The following is a 14091-nucleotide window of genomic DNA, read 5'->3' as shown; positions in this document are numbered from 1 at the left end:
CGCATTACAACTCTAGGATTGGCCCCATCTGCTTGATGAGGTCTGTCCATGAATCCTGCCATCGCAACTGCCCTGACCAACCCCGGTGCGCCGATGAAAGTGCGCGGCGTGCAGAAACGCTTCGGCGCGTTCACCGCACTGGATAACGTTTCCCTCGACGTCGCCGCCGGTGAACTGGTGTGCCTGCTCGGCCCATCGGGCTGCGGCAAGACCACGTTGCTGCGCTGCATCGCCGGTCTGGAGAAACAGGACAGCGGCGAGCTGTACCTCGGCGACCGCGACGTCTCGCACCTCGCCCCGCAGGCCCGCGACTACGGGATTCTGTTCCAGTCCTACGCGCTGTTCCCTAATCTGACCGTCGAAGCGAACATTGCCTACGGCCTCGCCGGTAGCGGTCGCGACGAAGTGCGCCGCCGCGTCGGGCAGATGCTGGAACTGGTCGGCCTCACCGGCAGCGAGAAAAAGTATCCCGGCCAATTGTCCGGCGGCCAACAACAGCGCGTTGCTCTAGCTCGGGCCTTGGCGCCGGCACCATCACTGTTGTTGCTCGACGAACCGATGTCGGCCCTCGACGCTCGTGTTCGCGAGCATCTGTGCACCGAGTTGCGCCAGCTGCAGCGCAACCTCGGCATCACCACGCTGATGGTCACGCACAATCAGGACGAAGCCATGCTCATGGCCGACCGCATCGCCGTGATGAACAACGGCCGCGTCGAGCAGTACGCCACGCCGCAGGAAATCTACAACCGCCCGGCCACGCCGTTTGTGGCCGAGTTTGTCGGCCAGGGCAACTGGCTGCCGTTCCAGCGCAGCAGCGACAGCCACGCCCAGGTCGGCGGGATGAACCTGCGCCTCAGCGACGGCAGCGTTCAGCGCGCCTCGGGCCGTTTGTTCTGCCGCCCGGAAGCGATCAACGTCAATCCGCCGGTGCATGAGGAAAACCTGTTCCCGGCCAAAGTCCGCGAAATCACCTTCCTCGGCAATCGCTGCCGCATGAGCTTCGAACTCGATCAACTGCCGGGCCACGCCTTGCTCGCTGAACTCGCGCCGGAAGCCATGCCGCGCCTCGGCGCCCAGCAAATCATGGTCGCCTTGCCGCCGCGCAGCCTGCAGGTGTTTGCCTGATGAACAGCAACCTCGCGCTGCCGCTAACGCACAAGCAGGTGCGACAGTCTTCGAAAGCCGAGATCGGCGACCGCATTTTTGTCGTCGGCGGCAAAGTTCTCCTGTTGGCGTTGCTTGGCGTCGCGGTGTTGCTGCCGTTGCTGGCGATCTTCTGGCGTGGCTTCAGCAGTGAGGCCGGGCAGGGCGGTGGCTGGCTCGCGGCGAAGGAGCTGGTGAGCAGCCAGAATTTCCACTGGCTGCTCGGCAACAGCCTGAAGGTTTCCCTCAGCGTTGCGGCTATCGTCGTTCCACTGGCCTACCTGTTTGCCTACGCGCTGCAACGCACACTGATTCCGGCCAAAGGCATCTGGCGTGGGATTTCCCTGCTGCCGCTGATGGCGCCGTCGATGCTGCCGGGCATTGCGCTGGTTTATCTGTTCGGCAACCAAGGCATGTTGCGCGGCCTGCTCTCGGACAACATCTATGGGTTCTGGGGGATTGTGCTGGGCGAGGTGATTTACACCTTTCCGCACGCGCTGATGATTCTGCTCTCGGCGTTGTCGCTGGCCGATGCGCGACTGTTCGATGCCGCGTCGAGCATGGGCGCCAGCCCGGCCAAGGCCTTCCGCAGCATCACCTGGCCGGCAACTCGCCAGGCTGTGTTCGCCGCGTTCTGTCTGGTGTTCACCCTGACCATCACTGATTTTGGTGTGCCGGTGGTGGTCGGTGGCGACTACCAAGTGCTGGCGCTGGAAGCCTACAAAGCCGTGGTCGGCCAACAACAATTCGGACGCGGCGCGTTGATCGGCATGGTGCTCTTGCTGCCAGCGCTGTTCAGCTTCGGCGTCGATGCCTGGCTGCGTCGGCGTCATGGCGACTCCATGAGCGGGCGGGCGCAGGTGTTCAAACCGGCGCCGTCGACACTGCGCGATGGTTGTTATCTGGCGATTGTTTTGTTGATCAGCGCCGCACTGATTCTGGTGTTCGGCATGGCGGTGTTTTCGTCGCTGGTGAAATTCTGGCCGTACAACCTGTCGCTGTCGCTCAACCACTATCAGTTCAACGAAACCGCCGGCGGTGGCTGGCTGGCCTACAGCAACAGTTTGAAGATGGCCTTGGGCACGGCGCTGATCGGCAGCGTGCTGATCTTTACCGGCGCATATCTGATGGAGAAAACCCGCAGCCAACGCGGCCTCAATCTGGCCCTGCGCATGCTCAGTTTTGTGCCGATGGCGGTGCCGGGTTTGGTGCTCGGCTTGGGTTACGTCTTCTTCTTCAACCTTACGGGTAACCCGCTGCATGTGCTCTACGGAACGATGACGCTGCTGATCGTCTGCACCATTGCGCATTATTTGACCACCGCACAAATGACCGCGACCACCGCGTTGCGCCAACTCGACGCCGAGTTCGAAGCCGCCGCACTGTCGCTCAAAGCGCCGCTGTATCGGCATTACCTGCGCGTCACCGTGCCGATCTGCCTGCCGGCGCTGCTGGACATCGTGCGCTACCTGTTCGTCTCGGCGATGACCACGGTGTCGGCGGCGATCTTCCTCTACAGCCCCGACACCATTCTCGCGGCGGTCGCGGTGCTGAACATGGATGACGCCGGCAACGTCGGCGGTGCGGCGGCGATGTCGACTCTGATTCTGTTCACCTCGGCGGGCGTGTCCTTGCTGCTGGCGTGGGCTTCGCGCGGCTTGCTGCGCCGTTCTCAAGCCTGGCGGCAAACCGCGCCCGGTCACTGATTCCAACCCCGTTCAACTCATTACAGGAAAACGATCATGTTCAAGCCTATGGCCCTGGCCGCTGCTGTGCTCGCTACTTTCAGCCTGAATGCCTTCGCGGCAAAAACCGAGTTGACGGTGTACACCGCCCTCGAAGCCGAGCAACTGAAGTCCTACAAAGAAGCCTTCGAAAAAGCCAACCCGGACGTCGAGATCAAATGGGTACGTGATTCCACCGGGATCATCACCGCCAAACTGCTCGCCGAAAAGGCCCGTCCGCAGGCTGACGCGGTGTGGGGCCTGGCGGCTTCGAGCCTGGCGATCCTCGATCAGCAAGGCATGCTGCAAAGCTACGCGCCGAAGGACCTCGGCAAGATCGGCGCGAACTACCGCGACGCCGCCAACCCGCCAGCGTGGGTCGGTATGGACGTCTGGGCCGCGACCATTTGCTTCAACACTGTCGAGGCCGAGAAACAGGGTTTGACCAAGCCCGTGAGCTGGCAGGATCTGACCAAGCCTGAGTACAAGGGCAAGATCGTTATGCCCAACCCGGCGTCGTCCGGCACTGGTTTCCTCGACGTCAGCGCCTGGCTGCAAACCTTCGGCGAGAAGCAGGGCTGGGCGTACATGGACGGCCTGCACCAGAACATCGGCCAGTACGTTCACTCCGGTTCCAAGCCTTGCAAGTTAGCGGCGGCGGGCGAGTTCCCGATCGGGATTTCCTTTGAATACCCGGCGGTACAGCTGAAGCGTCAAGGCGCCCCGCTGGACATCATCCTGCCGAAGGAAGGTCTGGGCTGGGAGATCGAAGCGACCGCCGTGATCAAAGGCACACCGCATGAAGAGGCGGCGAAGAAACTCGCTGACTTCTCGGCGAGTACTGAGGCGATGGATCTGTACAAGGAGAACTTTGCTGTTCTTGCGCAACCGGGGATTGCCAAGCCGCAGACCGAATTGCCAGCGGATTACGAGCAGCGTTTGATCAAGAACGACTTCGCCTGGGCCTCGAAGAATCGCGACGAGATTCTGACCGAGTGGCGCAAGCGCTATGACGGCAAGTCCGAGAAAGTGGCTGCCAAGTAAGATTTTTGTCGACTGACAGGGCCTCATCGCTGGCAAGCCAGCTCCCACAGGGTTTTGCGGTGAACACGAATTTTGTGAACACCTCGATACCTGTGGGAGCTGGCTTGCCAGCGATTGCGGTCTATCATTCAGGACCTCATCCCGATGACACACCACAAAGACCTGCTGATCGTAGGCGCCGGCATCCTCGGCCTTTCCCACGCCTACGCCGCCGCCAAACGCGGCCTCAAGGTCGCCGTTTTCGAACGCACCGCCACGCCCCTCGGCGCTTCGGTGCGCAACTTCGGCCAAGCCCTGGTCACCGGCCAACCACCGGGCCCGATGCTCGAACTGGCCAAGGCCAGCCGCGAGATCTGGGGCGATTGGGCGCAACTCGCCGGTCTGCAAATCAAGCGCAACGGCTCTTATCTTTTCGCCAGAACCGAAGCCGAAGAACACCTGCTCGAAGCCTTCTGCGCCGGTCGCGCGAGGGAACACGGTTACAACGTTGACCTGCTGCGCGGCGCCGCGTTGCGCGATCTGTACAACGGTCAGTTCTGCCATCACCGCGCCGCCCTCCACGGCATCGATGATCAACAGCTGTATTCGCGCGAAGCGATCCCGGCGCTGATCGACTACCTGCGCCGCGACCTCGGCGTCGAGTTTCACTTCTCGACGCTGGTGCGCGACGTACAGCCCGGTCGCCTGCAAAGCACCGCCGGCAGTTTTACCGCCAAGCAGATCATCGTCTGCTCCGGCCACGATTATCAGACCTTGCTGACCGAACCGATTGCCGCACTCGACCCGCAAATCTGCCGCCTGCAAATGCTCCGCGCCAAACCGCAGATCGACCTGAATCTGCAACACGCCTTGCTCACCGGCCTCAGTTGCGTGCACTACGGCGCCTTCGCCGATCTGCCGGAAGCGGCGGCGGTGCAGGCGCAGATTCTGCGTGAGCAACCGCATCTGCATGACAACGGTATCCACCTGCTGATCAGCCCGACGCCCTACGGCGAACTGATCATCGGCGACTCGCACCATTACGGCAGCGACCCTTCACCGTTCAACGCCGAGCAGGTGGACAATTGGATGATTGAACTTGCCGAACAGACGCTGGGCTGCACGGTGCAAGTGGTCGAGCGCTGGCAGGGCGTCTATGGTTCTCGGGGGCCGGGGCCGTTTTCTTTCTTGCGCCCGGCACCGGGGCTGAGTGTGGCGCTGATGCACACCGGCGTCGGCATGAGCGTCGGCCCAGCCATGGCCGAACACAACGTTGCGCAGTTGTTGGAGGAAATTTGATGACAGGTCATGAGCAAACCGTCGCCAAGGTATTCGCGCTGTATGAACGCTTCGGCACCAGCGATTACATCGGCGAACCGGTGTCGCAGATCGAGCACATGTCCCAGGCCGCTGAACTGGCGATGAGCGAAGGCTTTGATGATGAAGTGGTGCTGGCAGCGTTCTTCCATGACATCGGTCATCTGTGTGCCGAGGGCGCGGAGAATATGGGCGGTTATGGCGTGGTCAGCCATGAACGGCTCGGCGCGGATTATTTGCGTGATGCCGGTTTCAGCGAGCGTATGGCGCGGCTGGTGGAATATCACGTGCAGGCCAAGCGTTATCTGACGTTGCGTGAGCCGGGGTATTTTGATCGGCTGAGCGAAGCGAGCCGACGGACCTTGGCGTATCAGGGCGGGGTGATGACCGAGGCGGAGGCGGATGTGTTCGAGCGCGATCCATTGTGTGCCGTCAGCCTGCGGATGCGCCAGTGGGATGAGTTGGCCAAGGAGAGGTCGGTGCCGGTGATTGATCTGGCCGTATTGAAGGAGAAAGCGGCGCGGCTTCTTGCTGCTTGAGCCTTGGCACCGAGGTGCTGCCATCGCTAGCAGGGCTAGCTCCCACAGATATCGCAGGTGATCACAAAAATTGTATTCACCGAGAACCCTGTGGGAGCTAGCCCTGCTAGCGATGAGGCCCGATCAGCCGCTACAAATCCTTGGCCAAAGACTCGATCTGCTCCTGCCGCTCTGCTTGATTGAGCTTTGGATGCGGATTGAGCGATGACCACTGCGGATGCGCCCGCGCCTTGCTCAGCGCTTCCGGCAACTTGCCCTCGCGCCAGGTCTTATCCTGCGGTGTCGCGACTTGAACCGCATCCATCGCCGCATGTCCACGCTGATCCAGCGCCAACACCAACTGCCGCTGACGCAACGCCAACAGCCGCAACACCCCGTCATCCACCGTCAGCTCGCGCTGGCCTTTGATCTTGCCGAGCAAGCGACTGCCATAACTGCGCGCGGTCTGCAGCGCGCCACCGGCAATCGCGCCGGCCAATGCCGCCGCGCCAAGGGTAATCCCGCCCACCAGCAGATCCACGCCAGCCCCCGCCGCCGCACCGGCAGCAATCCCGCCGCCAACGCGCACGCCAAGTTGCTTCAAGGTTTCCGGGTTGAACAAGTCATCACCCCAACGCCCATCGAGCAACGGCAAATCACTCGCCGCCGCATCCTGTGGTCGGAACGCATACAGCTTGAGCAACGCCTCAACACACTTCTGCTCACGCTGACGCACAGCCTTGCGCAGTTCGCTGATGGCTTGCTGTTCCTGCTCGGCTTCGCTGACCACACTGCGCCGACAAGCCGCACAGTCGATCAATAGTTCAGCAATCAATCGCGCCGCACTCTGCTGCCGTGCGAGGCGCTGAGCCTGTTGATCGGCAATCAACCGCTCCAGTTGCGGACGAGCATTTTCCAGCAGCAGCGCAAGACTTTCATACAGCCGTCGCTCGCCATCCTCCGGCGGCGCCACACTGTCGAAACGCACCAACGCATGCAGCCCGAGCCGCGCCAACGCTTCACGCCAATCCGGCTCGCGATGGTTGGCGCTGCTGACGAAATTCAGCACCGGTAGCAGCGGTTTGCCGCAACTGGCCAGCACTTCCAGCTCATCACGATATTTGGCCAGCACCGGTTCGCGGGCGTCGATCACATACAAACCAGCGTCGGAAGCGAGCAGTTGCCGCAGCACTTTGGCTTCCTGTTCGAAACGCTGTCGCGCCTCGCTGCCGTCGAGAAACCGCGCCAGTCGCGCCGGGCCATCGAGACGTTCGCCGGGACGTTCCAGACGTTCGAGAAAATCCAGCAGCGCGATGGCATCTTCCAGCCCCGGCGTGTCGTAGAGGTCGAGCAACGGTTCGCCGTCCACCGACAACCGAGCACCTTCGACATGCCGCGTGGTGCTCGGGCGATGGGAGACTTCGCCAAAGCCGACATCACGGGTCAGCGTGCGCAGCAGCGAGGTCTTGCCGACGTTGGTGTGGCCGACCACCGCGAGTTTCAGCGGCGCTTTCCAGGCATCAGTCATGGCCAGTCTCCAGCCAGTTCAATGGCGCGCAATCGGCAAACTGCAGATCAAGCTGTTGCAGCGCAACGTGCCAGTCGCCGAGGCGTTCGGCATCCAATGCCTCACCCGGCGGCGCTTGCAGCAACCAGATGCGAGTTTCCCCAGCGTTGCGCGCCAGTTCGGCGATCAAGGCGAGGCTGCCGCGATCCGGCGAGCGCCGTGGGTCGCAGGCAATCGCCAGGCGTGCCAGCGGAAAGCGGCTCAATTGTTCGAGGAGTTTATGGCGTGATTCGCGGCTGTCGAGAATACCGGCGTTGCTGACATTTTTCGGCAGTGCGGGCGGCCATGGGCGTTGTTCGTCGAGTTCGATGGCAACCAGCAACGCGCCTTCGCTGGCGAGTTCGCCGACGCTGCTTTCCACGCGATGCAGTTGCGCAGGCTCCGGGTCATTGACGCCGAGGCGTTCGCTAGTCGGCATCAGACGTTCACGCAGTTGCGCGTAGCCGGGCAGGTTCAAGTCCAGACGCAGCGCGGCTTTGCCGCTGTTCCAGCGCCAGAAACACAACAGTGTCAGTAGCAGACGCGGCAGCACGCCGTACACCACCAACACGCCGACCAGCCAGGTCGCCCAGGCCTGACGGGCGCTTTCAATGTCGAGCGCGCCGTCGCCGCTGGCGCGGATCATCTCCACCGTCGGCACATTGAAACCGAGCAGCGACGGCAGATAGCCGAGCGCATGAGTGACGTGGATAAAGGTGTCGGCGCTGAGAATCGTGGTTTCCCAGACGAAGCCGTAGCGCCGGGTCGCCATCAGCGTCAGCAGCAGAATCAGTGCGCTGAGCATCGCCAGCAACCACAGGCCATTGACCAATGTGCCGAGCGCCCAGCGATTGAGTTTCTTGCGTTGCAGCATCAGCAGCAGGGCGGGCGCCAGTTGCGCGGCTTTGGCATCGCGGGCGAGTTTTTCGCTGAGCCATAACCACAATCGTCCGAGGGTGGCGCCGTGTTCGCCGGCAAAGATCAATCCCAGCAACCAGCTCAGCAGCAGAATCAGGTTGAGCCCGAGCAGGCTGCCCAGGGCCCAGAACACATTGACCGGCGTTTGGCCGAGTGCGGCGAAGGCCAGGCCGGCGCCGCTCAACACCGCGAAGATCATCAACAACACCAGGGCCAGACGCGCGCCTTGCAGCCAGTGTTTGAGGGCATGGGTCAGCCCGTCGCGTTCCGCCAGCCATAAGGCCCGGCGTTGAATGCGGCTCGGCAGATCGCCGCCGGCGGTGCGGGCCAGACGATTGGCTTCCAGGTCATCCAGGGGGCCTGCGTATTCTTCGCGCAGGCGCACGGTTTCGGTGAGCCAGAGGTTTTGCAGTGGAGTCAGTTCAGTCACGCGGCATCCCGTCGCTCAATTGAGCGCTGAGCATAACCGCTGTGGCGCTTATCGGGGTAAGCGCGGCTCTGGTATCCTCGCCGGCATGACTAAATCACTCCCCCTCAGCCTGATCGCAGCCCTCGGTGAAAACCGCGTGATCGGCGTCGACAACAGCATGCCCTGGCACCTGCCGGGGGACTTCAAATACTTCAAGGCTACGACCCTGGGCAAGCCGATCATCATGGGTCGCAAGACCTGGGATTCGCTCGGTCGGCCCTTGCCGGGACGCCTGAACATCGTGGTCAGCCGTCAGGCCGATCTGGTGCTGGAAGGTGCCGAGGTTTATCCGTCGCTGGAAGCCGCCGTGGTTCGCGCCGAAGAGTGGGCGCAGGCACAGGGCGTCAATGAGTTGATGCTGATTGGCGGCGCGCAGTTGTACGCGCAAGGGCTGGCGCAGGCGGATCGTCTGTATCTGACGCGCGTGGCGTTGAGCCCGGAAGGGGATGCGTGGTTTCCGGAGTTTGATTTGAACCAGTGGAAACTGGTGTCGAACGTTGAAAACCCGGCGGTTGACGATAAGCCGGCGTACAACTTCGAAGTCTGGGAAAAAGCTTAAAAGCATCGCTCGCAAGCCAGCTCCCACAGGTCTAGAGGTGTTCACAAAATCTGTGTTCACCACAAAACACTGTGGGAGCTGGCTTGCCAGCGATAGCGGTCCGTCAGGCGCTAATCAGGCCTGAGCAAGTTCCGCATGCTCATCCGCATCCAGCAACTCTTTATCTGTCTGCTGCATCACCTGGCTGGTAATCGCGCCAGCGGTGATCGAACCGCTCACGTTCAACGCCGTGCGGCCCATATCAATCAGCGGCTCAACCGAAATCAGCAACGCCACCAATGACACCGGCAATCCCATTGCCGGCAGCACGATCAGTGCCGCGAACGTCGCGCCGCCACCAACACCGGCCACGCCTGCCGAACTCAACGTCACAATCGCCACCAGCGTCGCGATCCACAGCGGATCCAGAGGGTTGATGCCCACGGTGGGCGCGACCATCACCGCCAACATCGCCGGGTACAGACCTGCGCAGCCGTTCTGGCCGATGGTCGCACCGAACGACGCCGCAAAACTGGCCACCGATTGTGGAATCCCCAGACGACGAGTCTGCGCCTCAATGCTCAGCGGAATGCTCGCCGCGCTGGAACGGCTGGTGAACGCAAACGTCAGCACCGGCCAGATCTTGCGAAAGAAACGCAGCGGGTTGATCCCGGCAGCCGAGACCAGCAAACCGTGCACGACGAACATCAGGCCCAGACCGAGGTACGACACCACCACGAAACTGCCGAGCTTGATGATGTCCTGCAGGTTGGAACCGGCGACCACTTTGGTCATCAGCGCCAGCACGCCGTACGGGGTCAGCTTCATCACCAAGCGCACCAGACGCATCACCCAGGCTTGCAGGGTGTCGATGGCGTTGATCACTTTCTGACCTTTTTCGGCGTCATCCTTGAGCAATTGCAGCGCGGCGACCCCGAGGAATGCAGCGAAAATCACCACGCTGATGATCGAGGTCGGCTTGGCTCGTGCCAGATCGGCAAACGGGTTCTGCGGGATGAACGACAGCAGCAGTTGCGGCACATTCAGGTCGGCGACCTTGCCGGCATAGTCGCTCTGAATGGTTTGCAGGCGGGCCATTTCCTGGGTGCCGGCGACCAGACCTTCGGCGGTGAGGCCGAACAGGTTGGTCAGGCCGATACCGATCAGCGCGGCAATCGCGGTGGTGAACAGCAGGGTGCCGATGGTCAGGAAGCTGATCTTGCCCAACGACGACGCGTTGTGCAGGCGCGCCACGGCGCTGAGGATCGAAGCGAACACCAGCGGGATGACGATCATTTGCAGCAACTGCACGTAACCGTTGCCGACCAGATCGAACCAGCCGATCGAGGCTTTCAGCACCGGGTTGCCGGCACCGTAAACGGTGTGCAGCGCGACGCCGAAGGCCACGCCCAGCGCGAGGGCGAGCAGGACTTTTTTCGCCAGGCTCCACGAGGTGTGGCGGGTTTGCGCCAGACCGAAGAGCAGGACGAGGAACACCAGCAGATTGAGGATCAGCGGCAGATTCATGAAAACTCCGATAAGACTTGTGCCAGTCGCATTCTTGGGCAACTGCGAACCGGCAAGCCTAACAGTTTGATTTGCAATGATTTAATACCGAAATCGCAGGGCGTCCGTCGTTTTTGGAATAAGCGCGTGTCGCTCTCGGCAATGCATTTGGCGCAAACAGGGACGTGAGCGGTCGCTGACAGACGAGGACTGTCACACTTATTTGTTAGCGTCGATCTCTTTGAATCAGGGAGAAGAGGCTTATGAAGTTCGCACCGAAATTTCTGGCGGTCGCACTGACGGTGGGCATGGGCCTGGCCACTCAGGCCTTCGCCACCGACCTGAAACACTGGCCGGTGGATCAGGCCAAGGCATTGGACGCGATGATCGCCGCCAACGCCAACAAGGGTAACTACGCGGTGTTCGACATGGACAACACCAGTTACCGCTACGACCTCGAAGAATCCTTGCTGCCGTTCATGGAAAACAACGGCCTGATCACCCGCGACAAACTCGACCCCTCCCTGAAACTGATGCCGTTCAAGGACACCGCCGACCACAAGGAAAGCCTGTTCAGCTATTACTATCGCCTCTGCGAAGTCGACGACATGGTCTGCTACCCGTGGGTGGCGCAGGTGTTCTCGGGTTTCACCCTCAAGGAACTCAAAGGCTACGTCGATGAGTTGATGGCCTCGGGCAAACCGGTGCCAGCGACGTATTACGAAGGCGACGTGGTTAAAAAGCTCGACGTCAATCCGCCGAAGATCTTCACCGGCCAGCAAGAGCTGTACAACAAGCTGATGGAGAACGGCATCGAGGTCTACGTGATGACCGCCGCTTCCGAGGAGCTGGTGCGTATGGTCGCGGCGGATCCGAAGTATGGCTACAACGTCAAACCGCAGAACGTCATCGGCGTGACCACGCTGCTGAAGAACCGCGAGACCAACGAACTAACCACCGCGCGCAAGCAGATCACTGCCGGCAAATATGACGAGAAGGCCAACCTCGGCCTTGAGCTGACGCCGTATCTGTGGACCCCGGCGACGTGGATGGCCGGCAAACACGCGGCAATCCTGACCTACATCGATGAGTGGAAAAAACCGGTCTTGGTCGGAGGCGATACCCCAACCAGCGACGGTTACATGTTGTTCCACGATGTCGACGTGGCCAAAGGCGGGATTCACTTGTGGATCAACCGCAAGGACAAGTACATGACGCAGCTGAACGGCATGATGGCCAAGCACGCGGCGGCGCAGGCGAAAGAAGGGTTGCCGGTGACGGCGGACAAGAATTGGGTGATCGTCAAACCGGAGGAGATTCAATAACCCCCAGAATCCCATGTAGGAGCTGCCGAAGGCTGAGATCTTTGATCGTTCCCACGCTCTGCGTGGGAATGCAGCCCGTGACGCTCCGCGTCACTGGACGCGGAGCGTCCCTTGAGACATTCCCACGCAGAGCGTGGGAACGATCAGCCCCGCACTTGGCGGGGCATTTTTATTTCGGCGATTGATGCTTACAGCCCGTCGAGCATCGCTTTGTTACGCACAGCACCTTTGTCGGCGCTGGTCGCCAGCAGGGCGTAGGCCTTGAGGGCGGTGGTCACTTTGCGTGGACGAATCTCGACCGGTTTCCAGCCTCTCTTGTCCTGCTCGGCGCGGCGTGCCGCCAGTTCTTCATCGCTGACCAAGAGGTTGATCGAACGGTTCGGAATGTCGATCAGCACTTTGTCGCCGTCCTGCACCAGACCGATCGCACCGCCGGCAGCGGCTTCTGGCGAAGCGTGACCGATGGACAGACCCGAAGTACCGCCGGAGAAACGCCCGTCGGTGAGCAGCGCACAAGCTTTGCCCAGGCCTTTGGATTTCAGGTACGAGGTCGGGTAAAGCATTTCCTGCATGCCCGGGCCGCCTTTCGGGCCTTCGTAGCGAATGATCACGATGTCGCCAGCCTTCACTTCGTCAGCCAGGATGCCGCGTACGGCGCTGTCCTGGCTTTCGAAGATCTTCGCGTTGCCTTCAAAAACGTGGATCGATTCGTCGACACCGGCGGTTTTCACCACGCAGCCGTCGATGGCGATGTTGCCGTACAGCACGGCCAAACCACCTTCTTGCGAATAGGCGTGTTCGAAGCTGCGGATGCAGCCGTTTTCACGGTCGTCATCCAGGGTTTCCCAACGGGTCGACTGGCTGAATGCCGTCTGGGTCGGGATACCGGCAGGGCCAGCCTTGAAGAAGTGATGCACCGCCTCATCGGTGGTCTGGGTGATGTCCCACTTGGCGATGGCTTCTTCCATGCTGCGGCTGTGTACGGTCGGCAGGTCAGTGTGCAGCAGACCGCCACGGGCCAGCGAACCAAGGATGCTGAAGATGCCGCCGGCGCGGTGCACGTCTTCCATGTGGTACTTCTGGATGTTCGGCGCAACCTTGCACAGCTGTGGAACGCTGCGCGAGAGACGGTCGATGTCGCGCAGGTCGAAATCGATTTCGGCCTCTTGGGCAGCCGCGAGCAAGTGGAGGATGGTGTTGGTCGAACCGCCCATGGCGATGTCGAGCATCATCGCGTTCTCGAACGCCTTGAAGTTGGCGATGTTGCGCGGCAGAACCGATTCGTCGTTCTCGCCGTAGTAACGCTTGCACAGCTCGACGATGGTACGGCCAGCCTGCAGGAACAGTTGTTCGCGATCGCTGTGGGTAGCGAGGGTCGAACCGTTGCCCGGCAAGGCCAGACCCAATGCTTCGGTCAGGCAGTTCATCGAGTTGGCGGTGAACATGCCGGAGCACGAACCGCAAGTCGGGCAGGCGCTGCGCTCGTACTCAGCGACTTTCTCGTCAGAAGCGCTTTCGTCGGCGGCGATCACCATGGCGTCGACGAGGTCGAGGCCGTGGGACGCGAGTTTGGTCTTGCCGGCTTCCATCGGGCCGCCGGAAACGAAAATCACCGGAATGTTCAGGCGCAATGCCGCCATCAGCATGCCTGGGGTGATCTTGTCGCAGTTGGAGATGCAGACGATGGCGTCGGCGCAGTGGGCGTTGACCATGTACTCGACGGAGTCGGCGATGATCTCGCGGCTCGGCAGCGAATACAGCATGCCGTCGTGGCCCATGGCGATGCCGTCATCTACGGCGATGGTGTTGAATTCTTTCGCTACACCACCAGCGCGTTCGATTTCACGGGCGACCAGTTGGCCCAGATCCTTCAGGTGCACGTGGCCCGGTACGAACTGGGTGAACGAGTTGGCAATGGCGATGATCGGCTTTTTGAAGTCGTCATCTTTCATCCCCGTGGCGCGCCACAGTGCGCGGGCGCCGGCCATGTTGCGGCCGTGGGTGGATGTTTTCGAGCGGTAATCTGGCATGGAGCACTCCGGGCGGCTAATCAGGTACTAAATG

11 protein-coding genes are annotated in these 14091 nt (G+C 61.4%); 7 read left to right on the top strand and 4 right to left on the bottom strand.

Features of this window, described 5'->3' with window-relative positions:
- Positions 1 to 48: 48 nt before the first annotated feature.
- From AC3Y64_RS26575 to AC3Y64_RS26555, 5 genes are all read left to right on the top strand, one after another.
- Positions 49 to 1125 carry a putative 2-aminoethylphosphonate ABC transporter ATP-binding protein gene (locus AC3Y64_RS26575; protein ID WP_016983207.1) on the top strand — a complete coding sequence of 359 codons (1077 nt, stop codon included), beginning with the start codon at positions 49 to 51 and terminating at the stop codon, positions 1123 to 1125.
- Positions 1125 to 2849 (top strand): putative 2-aminoethylphosphonate ABC transporter permease subunit, encoded by a 1725-nt coding sequence (locus AC3Y64_RS26570; RefSeq protein ID WP_489985775.1) that lies wholly within the window; start codon positions 1125 to 1127, stop codon positions 2847 to 2849. The genes AC3Y64_RS26575 and AC3Y64_RS26570 overlap by 1 nt, the downstream gene beginning before the upstream one ends.
- A gap of 36 nt (positions 2850 to 2885) precedes the next feature.
- Positions 2886 to 3911 (top strand): putative 2-aminoethylphosphonate ABC transporter substrate-binding protein, encoded by a 1026-nt coding sequence (locus tag AC3Y64_RS26565; protein ID WP_489985774.1) that lies wholly within the window; start codon positions 2886 to 2888, stop codon positions 3909 to 3911.
- Between the two features lie 144 nt (positions 3912 to 4055).
- Positions 4056 to 5189, top strand: a complete 1134-nt coding sequence (locus tag AC3Y64_RS26560; RefSeq protein WP_489985773.1) for a TIGR03364 family FAD-dependent oxidoreductase — start codon at positions 4056 to 4058, stop codon at positions 5187 to 5189.
- Positions 5189 to 5746, top strand: a complete 558-nt coding sequence (locus AC3Y64_RS26555) for a phosphonate degradation HD-domain oxygenase (protein ID WP_489985772.1) — start codon at positions 5189 to 5191, stop codon at positions 5744 to 5746. The genes AC3Y64_RS26560 and AC3Y64_RS26555 overlap by 1 nt, the downstream gene beginning before the upstream one ends.
- Before the next feature lie 130 nt (positions 5747 to 5876).
- Here AC3Y64_RS26555 and AC3Y64_RS26550 read toward each other — a convergent pair whose 3' ends face one another.
- Both AC3Y64_RS26550 and AC3Y64_RS26545 read right to left on the bottom strand, forming a co-directional pair.
- Entirely contained in the window at positions 5877 to 7253 is a 1377-nt protein-coding gene (locus AC3Y64_RS26550; protein ID WP_489985771.1) for a GTPase/DUF3482 domain-containing protein, read from the bottom strand.
- Complete coding sequence (locus AC3Y64_RS26545) at positions 7246 to 8619, bottom strand: DUF2868 domain-containing protein (protein WP_489985770.1); 1374 nt, start codon at positions 8617 to 8619, stop codon at positions 7246 to 7248. Before AC3Y64_RS26545 ends, AC3Y64_RS26550 begins: the two co-directional genes overlap by 8 nt.
- Before the next feature lie 85 nt (positions 8620 to 8704).
- Between AC3Y64_RS26545 and AC3Y64_RS26540 the strand changes: the two genes are divergently transcribed.
- A complete protein-coding gene (locus AC3Y64_RS26540; RefSeq protein ID WP_489985769.1) occupies positions 8705 to 9217 on the top strand; it encodes a dihydrofolate reductase in 513 nt (170 codons plus the stop codon).
- 114 nt (positions 9218 to 9331) lie between these two features.
- On the opposite strand, the gene AC3Y64_RS26535 is transcribed toward AC3Y64_RS26540, so the two are convergent.
- Positions 9332 to 10723 carry an L-cystine transporter gene (locus AC3Y64_RS26535; protein ID WP_489985768.1) on the bottom strand — a complete coding sequence of 464 codons (1392 nt, stop codon included), beginning with the start codon at positions 10721 to 10723 and terminating at the stop codon, positions 9332 to 9334.
- A 242-nt stretch (positions 10724 to 10965) separates the two neighbouring features.
- Here AC3Y64_RS26535 and AC3Y64_RS26530 point away from each other — a divergent pair, with 242 nt between their 5' ends.
- On the top strand, positions 10966 to 12027 hold the full coding sequence (locus AC3Y64_RS26530; protein WP_489985767.1) for an HAD family hydrolase: 1062 nt from the start codon (positions 10966 to 10968) through the stop codon (positions 12025 to 12027).
- A 188-nt stretch (positions 12028 to 12215) separates the two neighbouring features.
- Here AC3Y64_RS26530 and ilvD read toward each other — a convergent pair whose 3' ends face one another.
- The gene (gene ilvD / locus AC3Y64_RS26525) at positions 12216 to 14057 is read right to left on the bottom strand and encodes a dihydroxy-acid dehydratase (protein ID WP_489985766.1); all 1842 of its coding nucleotides are present in this window, start codon (positions 14055 to 14057) and stop codon (positions 12216 to 12218) included.
- Positions 14058 to 14091 lie beyond the last annotated feature (34 nt).

The sequence above is a fragment of the Pseudomonas sp. 4CAES_32.4 genome, assembly GCF_058136335.1.
Note: the sequence above shows the minus strand (reverse complement) of the source record. Positions and strands in the feature narration are given on the sequence as shown.